The sequence below is a fragment of the Aeromicrobium sp. genome, assembly GCF_014378035.1.
Lineage (GTDB): Bacteria > Actinomycetota > Actinomycetes > Propionibacteriales > Nocardioidaceae > Aeromicrobium.
Genome location: NZ_JACMOM010000358.1, coordinates 1 through 20,845 on the forward strand (window position 1 = coordinate 1; position 20,845 = coordinate 20,845).

At 68.3% G+C, this 20,845-nt stretch carries 15 protein-coding genes; all 15 read left to right on the forward strand.

Annotation, left to right across the window (positions count from 1 at the left end; all coding sequences use genetic code 11):
• The first annotated feature begins 509 nt into the window (after positions 1 to 509).
• Positions 510 to 2,141 carry an ABC transporter substrate-binding protein gene (locus H7290_RS18855; protein WP_290515561.1) on the forward strand — a complete coding sequence of 544 codons (1,632 nt, stop codon included), beginning with the start codon at positions 510 to 512 and terminating at the stop codon, positions 2,139 to 2,141.
• A 105-nt stretch (positions 2,142 to 2,246) separates the two neighbouring features.
• Complete coding sequence (locus H7290_RS18860; RefSeq protein ID WP_290515562.1) at positions 2,247 to 3,173, forward strand: ABC transporter permease; 927 nt, start codon at positions 2,247 to 2,249, stop codon at positions 3,171 to 3,173.
• On the forward strand, positions 3,166 to 4,140 hold the full coding sequence (locus H7290_RS18865) for an ABC transporter permease (protein WP_290515563.1): 975 nt from the start codon (positions 3,166 to 3,168) through the stop codon (positions 4,138 to 4,140). Before H7290_RS18860 ends, H7290_RS18865 begins: the two co-directional genes overlap by 8 nt.
• On the forward strand, positions 4,137 to 5,861 hold the full coding sequence (locus H7290_RS18870; protein WP_290515564.1) for an ABC transporter ATP-binding protein: 1,725 nt from the start codon (positions 4,137 to 4,139) through the stop codon (positions 5,859 to 5,861). The genes H7290_RS18865 and H7290_RS18870 overlap by 4 nt, the downstream gene beginning before the upstream one ends.
• Positions 5,862 to 5,966: 105 nt before the next feature.
• Positions 5,967 to 6,644 (forward strand): hypothetical protein, encoded by a 678-nt coding sequence (locus H7290_RS18875; protein WP_290515565.1) that lies wholly within the window; start codon positions 5,967 to 5,969, stop codon positions 6,642 to 6,644.
• Between the two features lie 75 nt (positions 6,645 to 6,719).
• Positions 6,720 to 8,213 (forward strand): DNA polymerase Y family protein, encoded by a 1,494-nt coding sequence (locus H7290_RS18880; protein ID WP_290515566.1) that lies wholly within the window; start codon positions 6,720 to 6,722, stop codon positions 8,211 to 8,213.
• Positions 8,214 to 8,249: 36 nt separating this feature from the next.
• A complete protein-coding gene (locus tag H7290_RS18885; RefSeq protein ID WP_290515567.1) occupies positions 8,250 to 11,654 on the forward strand; it encodes an error-prone DNA polymerase in 3,405 nt (1,134 codons plus the stop codon).
• Positions 11,655 to 11,766: 112 nt separating this feature from the next.
• The gene (locus H7290_RS18890) at positions 11,767 to 12,501 is read left to right on the forward strand and encodes an NUDIX domain-containing protein (protein WP_290515568.1); all 735 of its coding nucleotides are present in this window, start codon (positions 11,767 to 11,769) and stop codon (positions 12,499 to 12,501) included.
• Positions 12,498 to 13,754: a quinolinate synthase NadA gene (nadA, locus tag H7290_RS18895; protein ID WP_290515569.1), complete on the forward strand. Its 1,257-nt coding sequence runs from the start codon at positions 12,498 to 12,500 to the stop codon at positions 13,752 to 13,754. The genes H7290_RS18890 and nadA overlap by 4 nt, the downstream gene beginning before the upstream one ends.
• Before the next feature lie 12 nt (positions 13,755 to 13,766).
• The gene (nadB, locus tag H7290_RS18900; protein WP_290515570.1) at positions 13,767 to 15,281 is read left to right on the forward strand and encodes an L-aspartate oxidase; all 1,515 of its coding nucleotides are present in this window, start codon (positions 13,767 to 13,769) and stop codon (positions 15,279 to 15,281) included.
• A 51-nt stretch (positions 15,282 to 15,332) separates the two neighbouring features.
• On the forward strand, positions 15,333 to 16,175 hold the full coding sequence (gene nadC, locus H7290_RS18905; RefSeq protein ID WP_290515571.1) for a carboxylating nicotinate-nucleotide diphosphorylase: 843 nt from the start codon (positions 15,333 to 15,335) through the stop codon (positions 16,173 to 16,175).
• A 3-nt stretch (positions 16,176 to 16,178) separates the two neighbouring features.
• Complete coding sequence (locus H7290_RS18910) at positions 16,179 to 17,312, forward strand: cysteine desulfurase family protein (protein ID WP_290515572.1); 1,134 nt, start codon at positions 16,179 to 16,181, stop codon at positions 17,310 to 17,312.
• A 193-nt stretch (positions 17,313 to 17,505) separates the two neighbouring features.
• The gene (locus tag H7290_RS18915; protein ID WP_290515573.1) at positions 17,506 to 18,711 is read left to right on the forward strand and encodes a cysteine desulfurase family protein; all 1,206 of its coding nucleotides are present in this window, start codon (positions 17,506 to 17,508) and stop codon (positions 18,709 to 18,711) included.
• Positions 18,708 to 19,799, forward strand: a complete 1,092-nt coding sequence (gene mnmA / locus H7290_RS18920) for a tRNA 2-thiouridine(34) synthase MnmA (RefSeq protein ID WP_290515574.1) — start codon at positions 18,708 to 18,710, stop codon at positions 19,797 to 19,799. Before H7290_RS18915 ends, mnmA begins: the two co-directional genes overlap by 4 nt.
• 100 nt (positions 19,800 to 19,899) lie before the next feature.
• The coding region (locus H7290_RS18925; protein WP_290515575.1) for a methionine synthase at positions 19,900 to 20,845 on the forward strand (946 nt) is incomplete at its 3' end.

The following is a 20,845-nucleotide window of genomic DNA, read 5'->3' on the forward strand; positions in this document are numbered from 1 at the left end:
CCAGGAGGCCGGGGGGCGGGTCCGGGCTGCCGGCGGCCCGCGGCCAAGGCTTTGGCCTCCCGTCGCACGTCATCAAGAGGCAACGACACGTGATGGCGACACGCTGACGAAGGTGCGGCACGCGAGCAGCAAGGTCTGCGCCCACGTCGCAGCATGCGCCGTCCCCGCAGGATTCATCGTGCGCATGACCAGCGGCGCGGAATCGCCCGCTCGCGAAGGCTGAGGACCAGCCCGGCTCGCCGTACGGCTCAGACACCGATGACCGGGACGCTGGGGAGCGGCAGCCCGTCAGGAGGTCGGGCCAACGGACCAGGCTGACCAATCTCGTGATTCCGACGTGACCACCTGAGATGACTCGCTGTAACTATTGACTTGCAGCCCACCGATCGATATCTGAGTTTGGTAACACTTTGATTAAGCAGCGCCACAATGCTGTCCGGTGACACCGCACTGGTGATAGTCATAGGGAGCGCGCGCCAGCGTGCACATGTCAAACACAGGAGGAATCCATGCGACTCTCTCGGCGTACCCGCCTTGCGGGTGTGGCGTTGATCGCGGCCGGCAGCCTTACCCTGGCAGCCTGCGGCGGCGGCAGCGACGGAAACAGCGGCGGCAGCAGCAGTTCCGTCATCACCGTCTACGGCACCAACCCACAGAACCCGTTGATCCCCACGGCGACCAACGAGGTGGGTGGCGGCGATCCGATCCAGAACCTGTTCGCGGGTCTTGTGGCCTACAAGGCTGACGGGTCGGTCGAGAACGAAGTTGCAGATTCCATCAAGTCCGACGACAACCTCCTCTGGACCATCAAGCTCAAGGACACGAAGTTCGAGGACGGCACCCCAGTCACCGCCCAGTCGTTCGTCAAGGCCTGGAACTACGGTTCGGTTGCTGCCAACAAGCAGCTCAACAACTACTTCTTCTACCCGATCGAGGGCACTGACGACGTCGGCAACACGACCGACGGCGCCAAGGAGATGTCCGGCCTGAAGGTCGTCGACGACAAGACGTTCACGATCAAGCTCAAGGCACCTGAGTCCGACTTCCCGCTGCGTCTGGGCTACTCCGCCTACTACCCGTTGCCCGACAAGGCGTTCGACTCAAGCGGCAAGATCACCAAGGCCTACGGAGAGCACCCGGTCGGCAACGGCCCGTACCAGCTCACCAAGAAGGGCTGGGAGCGCAACAAGCAGATCGCCATGGTCCCCAGCAAGACCTACACGGGAGTCCACAAGCCGAAGAACGGGGGGCTGACCTTCAAGTTCAGCAACTCGGCCGACTCCGCCTACACCGACGTGCAGGCCGGCAACCTCGATGTGCTCGACCAGGTCCCGCCGAGCGCGCTGACCACGTTCGAGACGGAGAGCGGTGTCAAGGCGTACAACGAGCCCGGATCGAACTTCTCCTCCTTCACCATTCCGGAGCGGCTCGCGCACTTCAAGGGCCCTGAGGGTGAGCTTCGTCGTGCGGCGATCTCGATGTCGATCAACCGTGAGCAGATCACGGACAAGATCTTCAACAAGTCACGCACGCCTGCCACCGACTTCACCTCCCCAGTGCTCGACGGCTGGACCGGAGAGGTCGCCGGCAACGAGGTGTTGAAGTTCGACGCCACCAAGGCCAAGGACCTCTGGGCCAAGGCAGACGCCATGTCCAAGTGGTCCGGCAAGTTCCAGCTGGCCTACAACAACGACGGTGCCGGCAACAAGGAGTTCGCCGAGGCCGCGACCAACCAGATCAAGAACACCTTGGGCATCGACTCGTCGGCAAAGCCGTACGCGACGTTCGACGCACTGCGCAAGGACGTGACCGATCGCACCATCAAGGTTGCATTCCGTACAGGTTGGCAGGCCGACTACCCGTCGATGCTCAACTACCTCGGACCGATCTACGCGACCGGCGCCGGTTCCAACGACGGTGACTACAGCAACAAGACGTTCGACAAGACCGTCTCTGAAGCGTCCGCAGCCGATGGCGACGCGCGCTACAAGCTGATTGGTGATGCGCAGGCAATCCTCATGAAGGATCTGCCGGCCATCCCGCTGTGGTACCAGAACGCCACGGCCGTCACGAACCCCGACATCAAGGGATTCGTCTTCACCTGGCAGCAGAAGCCGGAGTACTACAACCTCTCGAAGTAGTCCGCGCACCGTACGTTCGCTGGGGGCAGCACACCTGCTGCCCCCAGCGACCTATGGTGGGACCGCGCGTCGTGCGATCCATGACGCCGTAATCCAGGAGGCACCATGTGGTGGTACATCGGCCGGCGGCTGCTCCAGACCATTCCCGTCATCCTCGGAGCCACGCTCCTCATCTACGCACTGGTCTTCCTTCGGCCCGGTGACCCGGTTCTGGGTCTCTTCGGTGACAAGCCCGTCTCAGACGCCGTCAAGGCCCAGATCGAGGCGCAGTACCACCTCGACAAGCCCTTTCTGGTGCAGTGGCTCTACTTCCTCAAAGGGGTCGTGACCCTCGACCTCGGCACGTCGTTCGACGGCCAGTCGGTCATCTCGCAGATCAGGGACACGTTCCCGGTCACTGTCACTTTGGCGCTGATGGCCCTCGCGTTCGAGCTGGTCTTCGGCATCGTGCTCGGCACGATCGCCGGCCTGCGCCGCAACGGCTTCTTCGACTCCTCGCTGCTCGTGCTGTCGCTCGTGGTGCTCTCCGTCCCGATCTTCGTGGTCGGCTTCGTCTTCCAGCTCGTCATCGGGGTCAAGCTGGGCTGGGCCCCGCCGACGGTCGGCGGCGACTGGTCGGCCGGCAAGCTGATCCTGCCCGCCGTCGTGCTGGGCATCGTCGATCTTGCCTTCGTCCTTCGCCTCACCCGCACCTCGGTCGCCGAGTCGATGGGTGCCGACTTCGTTCGCACAGCCCGCGCCAAGGGTCTGCCAGAAGGGCAGGTCGTGGTCAGGCACGTGCTGCGCAACTCGCTCATTCCGGTGGTCACCTACCTCGGCGTCAACCTCGGCGCCCTGATGGCTGGCGCCATCATCACCGAGGGCATCTTCAACGTGCCGGGCATCGGCAACCTCGCGTACCGGTCGATCAACAAGGGAGACAACCCTACGGTCGTGGCCATCGTGACTCTCATCGTCCTGGTCTACGTGATCATGAGCCTGCTGATCGACTTGCTCTACGCCGTCCTCGATCCAAGGATTCGTTATGCCTGAGACCTCGCTGCCCGGCCAGGAACGTTTCGTCGCTCCCCTCGCCGAGACTCCACTGCAGGCCGTCGACGCCGTCACGATCGATGCCGCCCCCGAGAGTCAGTGGAAGGAGGCGTGGAAACGACTCCGCAAGGCCCCACTCTTCTGGATCTCTGCCGTGATCATCCTGCTGATCGGTGTCGTGATTGCCCTCCCGGGACTCTTCACCAACGCCGACCCGAACTACAGCGACCTTGGGCTCAGCTTCGGCAAGCCCAGTGAGGGACATCCCTTCGGCTTCACGCAGCAGGGCGGAGACGTCTGGGCCCGTACCCTTTATGGCGCTCGAGCCTCAGTGGCGGTCGGGGTGCTGACAACCATTCTGGTGACGTTGGTCGGCATCGTGACGGGTGCGCTCGCGGGCTTCTTCGGCGGCTGGCTCGACGCGATCCTTTCCCGCGTCGCCGACATCTTCTTCTCGATCCCCCTGCTGCTCGCGGCGATCGTGATCATCTCGGTCATCAACAACATCCAGCCCGACCGCGGGTTCTGGGCGTCGGTCATCATCGTTGTGCTCGCGCTCGCCATCTTCGCGTGGCCGCAGATCACCCGTCAGATGCGCGGAGCCGTCCTCGAGGTCAAGAACCTGGAGTTCGTCGACGCGGCCACCGCCATCGGGGCATCGCGGCTCAAGAACCTGGTGCGACACATCGTGCCCAACGCGTTGGCGCCGGTCATCGTGACGGCAACGATCTCCCTCGGCGTGTTCATCGTCGCCGAGACGTCGCTGTCGTTCCTCGGGCTGGGGCTGCCCACCAACGTCGTGTCGTGGGGCAACGACCTCTCAGCCGCACAGAACCAGGTGCGCTCCGGGCAGCACCTCATCGTCATGTGGGTGCCGGCAACGGCACTTGCCCTGACGGTGCTCGGATTCATCCTGCTGGGTGAGGCTGTCCGCGAGGCGCTCGACCCGAAGGCGAGGAAGCAATGAGCACGACACCCACAGGAGCGCCCGTACCACTCCTGGAGATCCGCGACCTCGACGTCGCCTTCACGTCTGAGAAGACGCTCATCCCGGCAGTTCGCGGCGCCAGCCTCACGGTGTACCCGGGGCAGACCGTCGCCATCGTCGGGGAATCGGGTTCCGGCAAGTCCACGACCGCCCACGCGATCATCGGGCTGCTCCCCGGCACCGGCCGGATCACCGGCGGGGAGATCCTCTTCGAGGGCAAGGACATCTCGCACGTCAAGAAGGACGCCATCGTCGCGCTGCGCGGTTCGTCGATCGGCCTGGTGCCGCAGGACCCGATGTCCAACCTGAACCCGCTGTGGCGCATCGGCTTCCAGATCAAGGAGACCTTGGTCGCCAACGGCGTCGCCAAGGGCAAGGACGCCGACAAGCGGGTCATCGAGCTGTTGGAGGAGGCCGGCCTCCCCGATGCGGAGCGGCGCGCCCGGCAGTACCCGCACGAGTTCTCCGGCGGCATGCGCCAACGCGCGCTGATCGCCATCGGTCTCGCCGCCCGGCCCAAGCTGCTCATCGCTGACGAGCCCACCTCGGCGCTCGACGTCACGGTGCAGAAGCAGATCCTCGACCACCTCGACCAGCTGACCAAGGACCTCGGTGTCGCGGTCCTGCTCATCACGCACGACCTCGGCCTTGCGGCCGAGCGTGCCAACCACCTGGTGGTCATGTACAAGGGCCAGATCGTCGAGTCGGGCCCGGCGTTGGAGATCCTCCAGGACCCCCAGCACCCGTACACCAAGCGTCTTGTGGCATCGGCACCGTCGCTGGCGTCGCGGCGGATGTCGTCACAGCACGCGCGCGCAGAGGTGCGCGAGAGGGCGGTGAAGACGGCGGCAGAGATGGCCGAGGAGGTCGCTCGCAGCGACTCCGAGATCGGCAAGGGCAGAGCAGACATCATCGTCGCGGAGAATCTCACCAAGATCTTCAAGCTCCGCGGCGCCCGACCGGGCTCGTCGATCGACTTCGCTGCGGTCGACGATGTGTCGTTCACGTTGCGTCGCGGCACGACCATGGCGATCGTCGGCGAGTCCGGGTCGGGCAAGTCCACGGTGGCGCGCATGGTGCTCGACCTGCTCCCGGCCACCGAGGGCCGCGTCCTGTTCGACGGGGTCGACATCCGATCGCTCAAGGGTGCAGATCGGCTCAGGCTGCGACGTCAGATGCAGCCGGTCTTCCAGAACCCGTACGCCTCGCTCGATCCGCTCTACTCGATCTACCAGTCGATCGAGGAGCCGCTGCACACGCACAAGGTCGGCACGACCAAGGAACGTGAGGCGAAGGTCCGCGACCTCCTCGAGAAGGTGTCGCTCCCGACCTCGGTCATGCGGCGTTTCCCGTCCGAGCTCTCGGGTGGGCAGCGCCAGCGCGTCGCCGTCGCCCGGGCGCTCGCGCTGGAGCCGGAGGTCGTCATCTGCGACGAGGCTGTCTCGGCGCTCGACGTGCTGGTGCAGGCCCAGATCCTGACGTTGCTCAACGACCTGCAGGCCGAGCTCGGGCTCAGCTACCTGTTCATCACGCACGACCTCGCCGTGGTGCGCCAGATCGCCGACGACGTGGTGGTCATGCAGGACGGCAAGGTCGTCGAGACGGCGACGGTGTCGCAGGTGTTCGACAGCCCGCGCGAGGAGTACACCCGTCGTCTGCTCAACGCCATCCCCGGCGGGTCGTTGACACTGGGTTCCTGAGGGCATGGGTTCGTGAGGGCGCCGGGTTCTTGACGCTCGTCCTACGGGTTGGGACAGATCGCCCAGCCGATTGACTCCATCGAACATGTGTTCGATCATGGATGGATGACTGTCGCACCCGCCCCCACGCTGAGCGAGCTGCGCGAACGCGTCAACCAGATGCAGGGCCGCCCAGCCGCTCAGCCGGTGCCGACCCATCCGGCGTTGGCCGGGCTGCTGCAGCTGCAGACCGGGTCGAGCTATGCGGTGTCGTCGGCGAGCCTCGCGATCGCCCTCATGGCCGGCCCGTCGGCCGATGGTGCGTGGTGCGCCGTCGTGGGTTCGTCCGAGCTCGGTCTCGAAGCCGCGGCGGCCGCCGGCGTCGAGCTGCGGCGCACGATCCTGGTGCCCGACCCGGGTGAGGCCTGGCTCGAGGTCACCGCTGCGCTGATCGACGTCCTCGGCGTCGTCGTGGTGGTCCCGCCGGCCACACCTGTCGGGGCCAAGGACCTCAGCCGCATCAGCGCCCGACTGCGTCAGCGTGGCAGCATCCTGATCGCGTGGGGCGACTGGCCCCGCTGCGATGCCAGGGTGACCATGCGCGATGTCGAATGGGTCGGGGTCGGTCACGGGCATGGCCATCTGCAGGCGCGCCGAGCCATGGTCGACGTGCACCGAGGCACTGCTCCGGCTCGCAGTGGTCGGCTGTGGCTCCCCGATGTCGACCTGGCCATCCGCCGGGTCGAGGTGGAGGCACCTCCCGCTTGCGAGGGACAACCCGTCCGGCTGCGGAGCGTGAGCTAGATGAGTTCCAGCACGTCTTCATCCGGCGCTTCTTCACCCAGCACAACCTCGTCCAGCACGGCATCCCCCCGAACCATGGTCCTGTGGGCGCCCGACTGGCCGATCGTGTCGGCCGAGCTGCCCTCCTCGGCCCCGGGCGCGGTGCTCCACAAGGGCCACGTGCTGGCGTGCTCGCAGGCCGCGCGAGCCGAGGGGGTGCGCCGAGGCATGCGACGTCGCGATGCCCAGTCGCGGTGCCCAGACCTGGTTCTGTGCGATCACAACCCCGACGCCGATGCGCGTGCCTTCGAGTCCGTGCTCACCGCCATCGAGGAGCTGAGCCCGGGGGTTGCGCCACTACGTCCCGGTCTCTGCGCCATCCGGGTGCCGAGCCGTTTCTACGGCGGTGAGGCAGAGGCCGCGGCGGTCATCGCCGAGCGGCTGGTCGCGCTCGGGGTGTGGGACGTCCGCACCGGCATCGCCGACGGGCTCTTCGCCGCCGAACAGGCCGCCCGCCGGGCGCTGGCACAGGACAGCCTCGTCGTTGCCGCGGGCAGCTCGGCCCAGTTCCTGCGTGACCTGCCCATCGACGCCCTCGACGACGCCCCACTCGTCGGGCTGCTGCGGCGCATGGGGCTGCTGACCCTCGGCGACTTCGCCGCACTGCCCCCGGCCGACGTCCACACCCGCTTCGGCACGCACGGTGGTCTCCTGCACCGGCTTGCCCGCGGGCAGGATCCTCAGCCCATCAGCCGTCGGCAGGTCCCGCCGGAGTTCGAGGCCACCCTGCTGCTGGAGCCGCCGCTCGAGCTGGTCGAGCCCATCGCGTTCAGCCTGCGCACCACGGCCGAGGCCTTCGTCGCCGACCTCGCCGCCTACGGGCTGGTGTGCACCACGGTGCTGGTCGAGGTCGATGCAGATGGCTCACTGGCGACGTCACGCCGCTGGATGCATCCGCGTTGGTTCGGGGCCACCGACCTCATCGACCGGGTCCGGTGGCAGCTGCAGGTCGACGGAGCCATCCGCGCCCCGGTCGACGCCGTGCGCCTGATCCCCGAAGTCACCGAGCCGCTCGGCGACCACGCCGACAGCCTGTTCGGGGGCGGACCCGACGACCGCGTCGAGCGAGGGGTGGCGCGAGTGCAGAGCATCGTCGGTCACGAGTCGGTCGTGTCCGCATCGGTCCAGGGAGGTCGTGGCCCGCGGGAGCGCACGCTGCTCGTGCCGTGGGGCGAACGGGTGGTGTCTCGCCGCCCGCCCGGCCTCCCGTGGCCGGGCAGCCTGCCACCGCCTGCCCCGGCGACGGTGTTCGCGGAGCCACAGCAGGCCATGGTCGTGGGTGCCGAGGGCCAGCCGGTGCGCCTCACCGACCGGGGCGCGGTGACATCCGAGCCAGCCCGTTTCCAGACCACCCCGGGCCAGTGGAAACCCATCGCCTCGTGGGCGGGTCCGTGGCCGGTCGACGAGCAGTGGTGGGACGAGGCATCTGCCCACCGTGTCGCCCGCTTCCAGGTGGTCGGCGTCGACGGCAGCGCCTGGCTCATGCTGGTCGACGACGCCCATTGGTGGACCGAGGCTCGCTATGACTAGTCCCCACCTCCTGATGTCCCGATCGGGGGGTGACTGATGGGCTGGAACAACCCCGATGTCTCGTGGGCCGAGCTTGAACGTCGGCTCTCCGGCAAGCGCGAGCCCGACGGCGGCGATGCACCCGGCTGGTCGCGCAAACGTCCCCAGACCGACCCGAAGGACCAGGTCACGCGTCCTGCGGGGCCGGTCGTGCCCTACGCCGAGCTGCACTGCCACAGCAACTTCAGCTTTCTCGACGGTGCGAGCGGCCCCGATGCGCTCGTCGAGGAGGCCATCACCCTCGGCCTCCACGGACTTGCCCTGACCGACCACGACGGTTTCTACGGCGCCCCGCTGTTTGCCGAGATCGCGCAGAAGTATGCCGATCAACGGCTCCGCACGATCTTCGGCGCCGAGCTCTCCCTCGGCCTCGGCCGACCGCAGAACGGGGTGGCCGACCCCGAGGGCAGTCACCTCCTCGTGCTGGCGCGGGGGGTCGAGGGCTACCACCGGCTCGCCGCGGCCATGACCGACGCGCACTTGCGCGGCGACGAGAAGGGTCGCCCGGTCTACGACCTCGACGAGCTGGCCGAGCGCGGTCGTGGGCACTGGCTCGTCCTGACCGGCTGCCGCAAGGGGATCGTCCGCCAGGGCCTGGCCGCAGGTGGCCGCGAGGCAGCGGCGGCCGCGCTCGACAGGCTCACCGGGATGTTCGGCCTCGACAACGTGGTCGTCGAGCTGACCGACCACGGCTTCCCCACCGACAGCGTCGGCAACGACGCGCTGGCCGCTCTCGCTGCCGATCACGGGTTGCCCACCGTCGCGACCAACAACGTGCACTACGCAACGCCATCGCAGCGTCGCCTCGCGGCGGCGACGGCGGCCGTCCGCGCACGCCGCAGCCTGGCCGACATGGACGGCTGGCTACCGGTGTCGGGGGCAGCGCACCTACGGTCGGGTGTCGAGATGATGGCCCGCTTCTCGCGACATCCCGGAGCGGTCGGACGCACCGTGCAGATCGCCGACGAGCTCGCCTTCGACCTGCGAGCCGCCGCCCCTCGGCTGCCGCGTCAGGGCATCCCCGAGGGCCACACGGCGATGAGTCATCTCCGTGAGCTCGCCGAGCAGGGCATCCGCGATCGCTACGCCCACAACCCCGAGGAGGCGCGCCTGCGCATCGAGCGCGAGCTGAAGGTCATCGAGGAGAAGGACTTCCCGGGCTACTTCCTCATCGTTCGTGACATCGTGCACGAGGCCAAGAGGCGCAAGATCCTGTGCCAGGGCCGAGGCTCCTCGGCCAACTCCGCGCTCTGCTACGCATTGGGCATCACCGCCGTCGACTCGATCAAGTACAACCTGCCGTTCGAGCGTTTCCTCGCCACGACCCGTGAGGAGGAGCCCGACATCGACGTCGATTTCGACTCCGCACGTCGTGAGGAGGTGATCCAGTGGGTCTACGACACCTACGGCCGGCACAACGCCGCCCAGGTCGCCAACGTCATCAGCTATCGGCCGCGATCCGCGATCCGCGACGCCGCCAAGGCGCTGGGCCACTCCACCGGCCAGCAGGATGCCTGGTCCAAGCAGATCGATGCGTGGAGCGCCATCTCTGTCGAGGACTCCGCCGGCATCCCGCCGCCGGTCGTCGCACTGGCGACCCAGCTGCTCAAGGCGCCACGCCACCTGGGCATCCACTCCGGTGGCATGATCCTCACCGAACGCCCCATCGGCGAGGTGTGCCCCATCGAACGCGGACGTATGGAGGGGCGCACGGTCCTGCAGTGGGACAAGGACGCCTGCGAGTGGATGGGGCTCGTCAAGTTCGACCTGCTGGGCCTTGGCATGCTCGGTGCCCTCAACCACACGATGGAGATCGTCGCGGAGCGCGTGGGGGAGCAGTGGGAGCTGCACACCATCCCCGGCGATGAGCCGGCCGTCTACGACATGCTGTGCCGGGCCGACTCGATCGGCGTCTTCCAGGTCGAGAGCCGGGCCCAGATCGGCACGCTCCCGCGGCTGCAGCCGCGCCAGTACTACGACCTCGCCATCGAGATTGCGCTCATCCGGCCGGGGCCCATCCAGGGTGGGGCGGTGCACCCCTACATCCGTCGCGCCACTGGCAAGGAGGAGGTCACCTACCCGCACCCCATCCTGGAGAAGGTGCTCGAACGCACCAAGGGCGTCCCGCTCTTCCAGGAGCAGCTCATGCAGATGGCCATCGCGATCGGTGATTGCACCGGTGACGAGGCTGACCTCCTGCGCCGCGCCATGGGGTCCAAGCGCGGCATCGAACGCATCGAGTCGTTGCGTGGGCGGCTCTTCGAGGGCATGAAGCGCCACGGTCTCGACGAGGAGGAGTCTGCGGCGATCTACCTCAAGATCCAGTCCTTCGCCAACTTCGGCTTCGCCGAGAGCCACGCCCTCAGCTTCGCACTGCTCGTCTATGCCAGCTCATGGTTCAAGCTGCACTACCCGGGCGCCTTCCTCGCCGCGCTGCTGCGCAACCAGCCCATGGGTTTCTACTCGCCGCAGTCGCTCGTCACAGATGCGCGTCGGCACGGGGTCTCGGTGCTGCGCCCCGACATCATGCACTCGCGCGCCCAGGCCGACCTCGAGCTGCTCGACGGCCATGGCTCCGGTTCCACGGGCCTCGACTCCTGCCTCGAGCGTGAACAGCCGTCGCCGACTCCATTCGTGCGCGGCACGCCAGACCCCACTCCCGAGCACCGCCGCGACGGCGGCTTCGCCGTGCGTCTGGGGCTCGACGAGGTGCAGGGTCTCGGCACGGAGGTTGCCGAGCGCATCGTGGCCGAGCGGGAGCATCGGCCCTTCACCGACATGTCCGACGTGTCGCGGCGGGCCGGCCTGACGGTCGCGCAGATGGAGTCGCTGGCGACGGCGGGAGCCTTCGACGCGTTCGGGCTGTCGCGGCGTCAGGCGCTGTGGAACGCCGGCTACGTCGAGAACACCGACCAGCTCGAGGGCACCGCGGTGCAGTCCGCCCCACCGACGCTGCCGGGCATGAGCGATGTCGAGCTGACCATGGCCGACCTGTGGTCCACCCGCATCTCACCGCAGATCCACCCCGTCGAGCACCTGCGCCCCTTGCTGCAGTCCGAGGGCATCTACTCCGTCGCCGGGTTGCAGGACGCAGAGCCCGGCCGCCGGGTCAAGGTGGCCGGGCTGATCACCCACCGGCAGCGCCCCGCCACGGCTGACGGCGTCACCTTCCTCAACCTCGAGGACGAGACCGGGATGCTCAACGTCGTGTGCTCGCAAGCGCTGTGGAAGCGCTACCGCCAGGTCGGCCGCAACGCCGCGGGCATGATCATCCGCGGCAAGCTCGAGCGCTACGACGGGGTCACCAACCTTGTCGCCGACAAGCTCGAGCGCATCGAAAGCGTCTACCCCGAGGCAGCCAACCCCGTCCCCGCCCGCCACCAAGGCCGCGACTTCCGCTGACGGGCAGCGAAGAACTCCCGCCACCACAGCCCAGCGCCACCGCCGGACTTAGGGTTGCGGCGACTTTAAGGCTGGGTTAGAGTCATGGCTACCTGAAGTAGGGAGGCGTGGCATGACCATCGATTCCTCGATCGACCAGCGGGTCTCGCTCGCTGTCTCGACCGTGATCTTCGCGCTGCGTCCGCACCCCAGCAGCGGCCTGATGACACTCTGGCTGCCCCTGGTTCGTCGCATCCGCGAGCCCTATCAAGGGCACTGGGCGTTGCCCGGCGGACCGCTGGAGGCCGATGAGGACCTCGCAGCGTCGGCGAGCCACACACTCCTGCGCACCACCGGGCTCACCCCCAACTACCTCGAGCAGCTCTACGCCTTCGGCGCGGTCGACCGCTCGCACGTCGGCTCGACCGACGAGAGGCACCACGACCGAGTCGTGTCGATCGTCTATTGGGCGCTGGTGCAGGCTGATGAGGCCGCTGCTGCGATCGACGGCGACAACGTCGAGTGGTTCGTCGCCGACGACCTCTCGCCGCTGGCGTTCGATCATTCTCGTGTCGTGGAGTACGCGCTGTGGCGCCTGCGCACCAAGATGGAGTACAGCCTCATCGCACAGGCATTCCTCGGTGAGACCTTCACTCTCACCGACCTCCGGGAGGTGCACGAAGCGGTGTTGCGCAAGCCGCTCGACCCGGCCAACTTCCGCCGCCAGGTCCTGGGCAGCGGAGCGATCGAGCCCACCGGCCGGTGCGTCACCGGCACGAGTCACCGACCCCCGGCGCTCTACCGACACTCCACCGATCTACAGCTTGCCGACCACGGCCCACTCACCCACCATGAGGAGCGAAGATGACCTCCATCAACGACACGATCGTCGCGGCGCCCGCCGAGACCTGCGACGTCGAGCTTGCCAAGGGACCGTGGGAGTTCGACGTGTTCCCCGGCTACGGTCCCGGTGCCTCCGAGGACGACGTCATTCCCGATCCGGTGGTGCGGCCCGGGCAGCTGCCAGCCGAGTACCAGCGCATGAGCGACGACGAGCTGCACGCCCGTATCCGCGCGGCCAAAGAGTCCCTCGGCAGCCGATTGGTCATTCTCGGTCACTTCTACCAGCGTGACGAGGTCGTCCAGTACGCCGACTTCGTGGGCGACTCGTTCCAGCTCGCGAACGCCGCCCTGACCAAGCCCGACGCCGAGACCATCGTGTTCTGCGGCGTGCACTTCATGGCCGAGACCGCCGACATCCTGGCTCGTCCCGAGCAGCGGGTGATCCTGCCCAACCTCGCGGCCGGGTGCTCGATGGCCGACATGGCCGACGAGGACTCGGTCGAGGCGTGCTGGGAGGAGCTCACCGAGATCTACGGAACGTCCCTCGACGCCGATGGCAGGCAGCCCGTCATCCCCGTCACCTACATGAACTCCTCGGCCGCACTCAAGGCCTTCTGCGGCAGGCACGGCGGCATCGTGTGCACCTCGTCGAACGCCGCGACGGTGCTCGAATGGGCCTTTGAGCGCGGGCAGAGAGTGCTGTTCTTTCCCGACCAGCACCTTGGCCGCAACACCGCCAAGGCCATGGGCATCCCGCTTGAGCAGATGCCGATGTGGAACCCCCGCAAGCCCCGCGGTGGCAGCACCGAGGCCGAGCTCGACGACGCGAAGGTCATCCTGTGGCACGGGTTCTGCTCGGTGCACAAACGGTTCAGCGTCGCCCAGATCGACAAGGCGCGGGCCGACTTCCCCGGGGTGAAGGTCATCGTGCACCCCGAGAGCCCGATGCCGGTGGTCGACGCAGCCGACGCGGCGGGCTCCACCGATGCCATCCGCAAGTTTGTGATCGCCTCGCAGCCCGGCGACGTCATCGCGATCGGTACCGAGGTCAACATGGTCAACCGGCTCGCAGCAGAGTTTTCCGACCGCACGATCTTCTGCCTCGACCCCGTGGTGTGCCCGTGCTCCACGATGTACCGCATCCACCCCGGCTACCTCGCCTGGACGCTCGACGGGCTCGTCGCCGGTGAGGTCCGCAACGAGATCGTCGTCCCCGACGACGTCGCCATCGAGGCCAAGGTCGCGCTCGAGCGCATGCTCGCGGCGCTCCCGAGATAAGGGATTCACACCATGGACAGCAGGCGCCACATCATCATCGTCGGCAGCGGCGTGGCCGGCATGACCGCCGCCCTCGAAGCCGTCGGCACGTATGACGTCACGCTCCTCACGAAGGCGGACCTCGCCGAGAGCAACACGCGCTATGCGCAGGGCGGTGTCGCCGTCGTGACGACCGACGACGACAGCGTCGAGTCACACGTGGCCGACACGCTGGCCGCGGGGGCAGGGCTCAGCGATGAGCACACCGTCGCGATCCTGTGCGCCGAGGGGCCTGCGGTGATCGAGGAGATGATCGAGCGCGGGGTGAAGTTCGACCGCCACGGCGATCAGCTGGCCCACGGGCTGGAGGCGGCGCACTCGCACGCCCGCATCCTGCATGCCGGTGGTGACGCGACCGGTGCGGGCATTGCGTACGCGCTGATCGACCGCATCCACCACAGTGCCGTCACGGTGCGTGAGCAGACCACCGTCGTCGACCTCGTCCTTGACGACGGTTCTGCCGTCGGTGTGCGGCTGCTGGGCGGCGAAGAGCTGCGAGCCGATGCCGTCATCCTGGCCACCGGGGGAGCGGGCCAGCTGTTCCCGCACACGACCAACCCGGAGATTGCCACCGCCGACGGGCTCGGCATGGCACTGCGTGCCGGCGCGGTCGCGGCCGACCTCGAGTTCTACCAGTTCCATCCCACATCGCTCGACGCGCCGGGCAACTTCCTCATCTCCGAGGCCGTGCGTGGCGAGGGCGCAACTCTCATCGACGCCGACGGCCGGCGATTCATGCTCGACGTGCACCCCGACGCCGAGCTGGCACCGCGCGACGTGGTCGCACGTGGCATCGCCGCGCAGATGGTCAGGCAGCCCGGCATCCCCGTGCGCCTCGACGCCACGGCTCTCGGCGCCGAATTCCTGGCGGAACGGTTCCCCAACATCGACGCGGCGTGCCGCGCCCAAGGCTTCGACTGGGGTCTGACCCCCGTCCCGGTGACGCCCGCGGCCCACTACTACATGGGCGGCATCCGCACCGATGAGTGGGGCCGCACCTCGGTCCCGCGGCTCTTCGCGATCGGTGAGGTGGCCTGCAACGGGCTTCACGGCGCCAACCGGCTGGCCTCCAACTCGCTGCTCGAGGGCGCCGTCTACGGCACCCGCGTCATCGAAGGCATCACTGACCCGCCGCCCGTGGTCGAGCTCGTCGACGACTGGATGGCGCCGGTCGACCTCGCCCTCGACGATGACCCGGACGCCGACGACGTCAACCGCAGCGACCTGCAGCAGCTGATGTGGGATGCGGCCGGGCTCGCGCGCAACGGCCCCGACCTCGACCGTGCCGTCACCACGCTGAGGCGTTCGAAGGCGCCCGCCGTGATCGATGCGAAGTCGGCGGAGGACGCCAACCTGCTGGTCGTCGCGCGTGCCGTCGTGGCGAGCGCGCTGGCCCGGCGCGAGTCGCGGGGAGGCCACTACCGGACAGATTTCCCACAGAGTGACCCCGCCCAGGCCAAGCACTCCAGCGTCAGGCCCACCCCATGACACTCGCGACTCCCCGCACGTCAAAGAGCGGCTCCCGAGCGGGGTGCGGGGATGCTTGAGCGGCGGCAGATCCAGCGTGTCGTCGACATGGCGCTGGATGAGGATGCTCCGTTCGGCGACCTGACGTCGCAGACCCTCGTTCCGGCGACCGCGATCGCCCACGCAGAGCTGGTGGCCCGTGAGCCGGGAGTCCTGGCCGGTGCCGAGGTGTTCGTGGCAGCGATGACGACACTCGACCCCGACGTCGAGGTGACCCTGCACGTGTCCGACGGCGAGCACTTCGGTGCGGGCGCAGTCCTGGCCACGGTGGTCGGCCCGGCCCGCGCGGTGCTGCAGGCCGAGCGCGTCGCCCTCAACCTCGTCCAACGCATGACCGGCATCGCCACCCTGACCGCGACGTACGTCGATGCTGTCGCCGAGACCACGGCACGGGTCGTCGACACCCGCAAGACGACGCCGGGGCTGCGGGCGCTCGAACGGCACGCCGTGCGCTGTGGTGGTGGGCACAACCACCGCTACTCGCTCTCCGATGCGGTCATGGCGAAGGACAACCACCTCGCCGTCATCCCCGACATCACCGCAGCACTGAAGCGGGCCAAGGCAGACTTGCCGCACACGACCCACATCGAGGTCGAGGTCGACCGGCTCGAACAGCTCGACGCCGTCCTCGACTCCGGCGCCGCCGGCACGATCATGCTCGACAACTTCAGCCTCGAGGACCTGCGCACGGGTGTGGCGAAGATCGACGGCCGTGCGCTCGTCGAGGCCAGCGGGGGCATCACGCTCGAGACGATCCGCGACGTCGCCCAGACCGGCGTCGACATCATCTCGGTGGGAGCGCTGACTCACAGCGTCCGTGCGCTCGATCTCGGCCTCGACATCACCGTGAGCTGACCCGTGATCTACCTCGACGAAGCCGCGACCACACCCGTCAGGCGTGACGTGCTCGAGGCGATGTGGCCCTACCTCGGCTCAGAGTTCGGCAACCCGTCGAGCCACCACGAGGTCGGCGAGCTGGCCGCCCGGGCCCTCGCGCAGGCCCGCACGGACGTGGCCCAGGCCCTCGGAGCGCGATCGTCAGAGATCATCTTCACCTCGGGCGGCACAGAGTCGGACAACTCGGCGGTGAAGGGCGTCGCGCTGGCATCACCCCGCGGCCGCCACGTCATCGTGTCGGCCATCGAGCACCCGGCAGTGCTGGAGTCGGCGGAGTTCCTCGGCCGGCTCGGCTTCGAGGTCACCGTGCTCGGCGTCGACCACGACGGCATGGTTGCGCCCGCGGCCCTGGAAGCAGCATTGCGTGATGACACGACGCTCGTGAGCATCCAGCACGCCAACAACGAGGTCGGCACGATCCAGCAGATCGAGACCTTGTCCCGTCTGGCAGCAGCGCGCGGCGTCCCATTCCACACCGACGCCGTGCAGTCGGCCAGCTGGCTCGGGCTCGACGTCGGACGTCTGGGGGTGCAGGCCATGAGCATCTCGGGCCACAAGATCGGCGCTCCCAAGGGCGTCGGCATCCTCTACCTTCGGCGCCGCACCCCGTTCGAGCCGCTGATCCACGGCGGCGGCCAGGAGTCGGGCCGACGCTCGGGCACCGAGAACGTCGCTGCTGCGGTGGGCTTCGCCGCAGCCCTGCGGCTGGCGGGCGGCTCGAACGACGACACCGTCGCCAGGCGGGACGCCTTCATCGGCAGGGTCCTGGCGCAGGTGCCCGGATCGGTGCTCACGGGCCACCGTCAGCACCGGTTGCCCGGCAGCGGGTCGTTCGTCTTCCCCGGCACGAGCGGCGAGGCCATCCTGCTCGAGCTCGAGTCGCGAGGCACCGTGTGCTCCAGCGGCTCGGCGTGCGCCGCCGGGAGCGACGAGCCGTCGCACGTCCTCACCGCGATGGGCATCGACGCCGCAACCGCCCAGACCGCCGTGCGCTTCACGTTCGGTCGCACGACCAGCACCCACGACCTCGACACCACCGTCGACGACCTGATCCGTGCAGTGGCGTCGGTCAGCGGCCGCGGCACTCCCGCCTGACCTGATGGACGCGATCGCCTCGACGCGAGTGTTGCCGCGATGCGCTGGGTGCGGCTGACCCTCACTGCCGACAGCGTCGGCACCCCACCGTCGTGACCCGTGTCCTCGATCTGGCCGCCGACGGTGCCGATGAGCCACGGTCGTCCATGTGCGCCAGCACCGCTTTCGCCGATGCGTCTACCCTAGGAGGGTCATGCGCTCACCCCACGAGACCGTCTACCTCGACCACGCGGCAACCACGCCGATGGTCCCCGAAGCGATCGCCGTGATGGCACACGAGCTGACCTTCACCGGCAACGCGTCGTCTCTGCACGCATCGGGCCGTGCCGCCCGGCGCACGGTCGAGGAGGCCCGCGAGCTGATCGCCGAGAGGTTCGGCGCACGTCCCAGCGAAGTGGTGTTCTGCTCCGGTGGTACCGAGGCCAACAATCTCGCGATCAAGGGACTTTACTGGTCGCGCCTGGCCCAGGACCCGGCCCGCAACAGACTCCTGTTCAGCTCGATCGAGCACCACGCCCTGCTCGACCCGGTCAGCTGGCTCGCCGATCATGAAGGCGCCCAGATCGACATGACACCGGTCGACGCCGCCGGCCGCATCGTGGTCGACGACCTGCGCGCGAGCGTCGAGTCCGATCCGTCGACGGTCGCGGCCATCACGACGATGTGGGCCAACAACGAGATGGGCACGATCCAGCCGATCGCCGACGTGGTCGCCATCGCCCGCAAACACGGCATCCCTGTGCACAGCGACGCCGTGCAGGCAGCGGGCTACCTGCCGCTCAACTTCGCCGGCAGCCAGCTCGATGCCATGACCATCACGGCGCACAAGCTCGGCGGCCCGGTCGGCGTCGGCGCACTGCTCATCCGGCGCGAGATCGACGCCACGCCACTGCTGCACGGCGGCGGGCAGGAGCGCGACCTGCGCTCCGGCACGATCGGTGTGGCGCTCATCGCCGCATCCGCCGCGGCCGTCGACGTGACGCTCGGACGCCAGCTGGAGACCGTGGCCCGCATCGGGCGCTTGCGCCGCCGGCTTGTCGAGGGCATCGTGCGGGTCGTCCCCGATGCCGTCGTCAACGGTGACCCGCTGGCGGGCCCCGACCACCGGCTGCCGAACATCGCCCACGTGACGTTCCCAGGATGCGAGGGCGACGCGATGCTGATGCTGCTCGACACGCAAGGCATCGAGTGCTCCACCGGGTCAGCCTGTGCCGCCGGGGTACCTCAGCCGAGCCACGTGCTGCTCGCGATGGGCTACGACGAGGTAGCCGCGCGCGGGTCGTTGCGTTTCAGTCTCGGGCACACCTCCACAGAGGCGGACGTCGATCGGCTCCTCGAGGCGCTGCCCGCCGTCCACCAGCGAGCAATGCGTGCCAACCTCGTCCGGAAGGCGTCATGAGAGTCATCGCCGCGATGTCCGGCGGGGTCGACTCGGCCGTGGCCGCCGCGCGCGCCGTCGACGCCGGCCATGACGTGACGGGGGTTCACCTCGCGCTCAGCCGCAACCCGCGGTCCTACCGATCAGGTGCCCGCGGATGCTGCTCGATCGAGGACGCCGGCGACGCCCGCCGCGCTGCCGACGCGCTCGGCATCCCGTTCTACGTCTGGGACATGAGCGAGGAGTTCGCCGACTCGGTCGTCGATGACTTCATCGCCGAGTACACCGCTGGCCGCACCCCGAACCCGTGCCTGCGCTGCAACGAAAAGATCAAGTTCGCCGCGGTGCTCGACCGTGCTCTGGCGTTGGGGTTCGACGCGGTGGTCACGGGTCACTACGCACAGCTGCGCACCGACGAGCGTGACGGCACCATCGAGATGCATCGAGCGGTCGACATGGGAAAGGACCAGTCCTACGTCCTCGGCGTGCTCACCCAGACGCAGCTCGCGCACTCGCTGTTCCCACTCGGCGACACCACCAAGGACGTCATTCGTGACGAGGCCGCGCGCCGGCACATCCAGGTCGCGCAGAAGCCCGACAGCCACGACATCTGCTTCATTCCCGACGGCGACAACGCGGGTTGGCTCGCCGAGAAGCTCGGGCCAAAGCCGGGCACCGTCGTCGACGAGGACGGCACCGTCCTGCGCGAGCACGAGGGCGCCTACGCGTTCACGATCGGCCAGCGTCGAGGCCTGCGGCTGGGCATACCGGCCGATGACGGCAAGCCGCGATTCGTCCTCGACATCGAGCCGGTCAGCGGCACCGTCACTGTCGGCTCGCGCGAACGTCTCGCTGTCGGCCACCTCGAGGCCATCAAGCCCCTGTGGTGCGGCGCTGCGCCGTTCGGGTCGCTCGACTGCACGGTGCAGCTGAGGGCGCACGGCGACGAGCATCGTGCCCGGCTGACCGCCGACGGTCCGCACGTGCGCGTCGAGCTGCATGACGCCGCCAGTGGCATCGCCCCCGGTCAGGCCTGCGTCATCTACGACGGCACCCGCGTCGTCGGTTCGGCCACCATCTCGGCCACCACCCGTGTGGCGGTGGGTTAGCGTCCACCTCATCGCCATCCTTGGACGCTGACTCACGGCCCAGCCAGAGAGCTGGACGCTACCTCCACCGCCCAGCACGTTGTCTGACGAAGGGATCTTCATGGCACTCGCCACCGGTATCGGCTCGATGCCCGGCACTGACTTCGCCGAGTCGCTGAGACTGGTGATGGGCGAGGTCGGCGACTTCGTGCACGTGCCCGAGCTGCCGGCCCGCGGCGTCCACGCCAGCATGACCGGGCGCACCCTGGCGGTGCTCGACGGCCTCGACGCCGACCTGCAGCCCGACGGGTGGCGCATCGGCGTAGGGGAGGGGTCAGACCTCCGACGGGCTCGGTCGCTCCTCGCCCAGGATCTCGACGTCGCCGAAGAGCTGGCAGGCTCGCACGCCGGCCTTCTCAAGCTGCAGGTCACCGGCCCGCTGACCCTGGCGGCGACGGTCGAACGTCCCCGCGGTGACAAGGTGCTCGCCGACCACGGGGCGCGCCGCGAGATCAGTGAGTCGCTCGCCGAGGGTCTACGAACGCACATCAGCGACGCCCGTAGGCGTTTCCCGCACGCCGACCTCGTGGTGCAGGTCGACGAGCCCTCGATCGTCGCAGTGATGACCGGCGGCATCCCGACGGCCAGCGGGTTCTCGCGACACCGCAGCGTCCACCCACCGGAAGCCGATGAGCTGTTGAGCACGGTCGTCACCGCGATCACCGGCGCTGGCGCCAGGGCCGCGGTTCACTCATGTGCCCCGGACGTGCCCGTCGAGCTGCTCACCGGAGCCGGATTCACGTCGATCTCGTTCGACCTCTCACTCGTGCGCCCCGACGACGTGTGGGCCGAGACGTTCGAGAGAGGCGTCGACCTCTGGTTCGGTGTCGTACCGTCCACCGACACCCCGGGCGTCACCGACGCCGCCCTTGCCGGACGCATCGAGACGTTCTTCAGCCACTTCGGCTTCGACGAGGACGTCTACGCAGACCGCTTGGTCGTGACGCCGACGTGCGGCCTCGCTGGCGCGTCTCCGACCTGGGCCAGGCAGGCGCTCTCCATCGCGC

What these genes read in the sequence shown, in the direction of transcription:
- H7290_RS18860 (WP_290515562.1), top strand. Translation starts at nt 2,247, where the DNA reads ATGTGGTGGTACATCGGCCGGCGGCTGCTCCAGACCATTCCCGTCATC.
- H7290_RS18870 (WP_290515564.1), top strand. Translation starts at nt 4,137, where the DNA reads ATGAGCACGACACCCACAGGAGCGCCCGTACCACTCCTGGAGATCCGC.
- H7290_RS18915 (WP_290515573.1), top strand. Translation starts at nt 17,506, where the DNA reads ATGCGCTCACCCCACGAGACCGTCTACCTCGACCACGCGGCAACCACG.
- H7290_RS18855 (WP_290515561.1), top strand. Translation starts at nt 510, where the DNA reads ATGCGACTCTCTCGGCGTACCCGCCTTGCGGGTGTGGCGTTGATCGCG.
- H7290_RS18875 (WP_290515565.1), top strand. Translation starts at nt 5,967, where the DNA reads ATGACTGTCGCACCCGCCCCCACGCTGAGCGAGCTGCGCGAACGCGTC.
- H7290_RS18880 (WP_290515566.1), top strand. Translation starts at nt 6,720, where the DNA reads ATGGTCCTGTGGGCGCCCGACTGGCCGATCGTGTCGGCCGAGCTGCCC.
- mnmA (WP_290515574.1), top strand. Translation starts at nt 18,708, where the DNA reads ATGAGAGTCATCGCCGCGATGTCCGGCGGGGTCGACTCGGCCGTGGCC.
- nadC (WP_290515571.1), top strand. Translation starts at nt 15,333, where the DNA reads ATGCTTGAGCGGCGGCAGATCCAGCGTGTCGTCGACATGGCGCTGGAT.
- H7290_RS18890 (WP_290515568.1), top strand. Translation starts at nt 11,767, where the DNA reads ATGACCATCGATTCCTCGATCGACCAGCGGGTCTCGCTCGCTGTCTCG.
- H7290_RS18865 (WP_290515563.1), top strand. Translation starts at nt 3,166, where the DNA reads ATGCCTGAGACCTCGCTGCCCGGCCAGGAACGTTTCGTCGCTCCCCTC.
- nadA (WP_290515569.1), top strand. Translation starts at nt 12,498, where the DNA reads ATGACCTCCATCAACGACACGATCGTCGCGGCGCCCGCCGAGACCTGC.
- H7290_RS18885 (WP_290515567.1), top strand. Translation starts at nt 8,250, where the DNA reads ATGGGCTGGAACAACCCCGATGTCTCGTGGGCCGAGCTTGAACGTCGG.
- nadB (WP_290515570.1), top strand. Translation starts at nt 13,767, where the DNA reads ATGGACAGCAGGCGCCACATCATCATCGTCGGCAGCGGCGTGGCCGGC.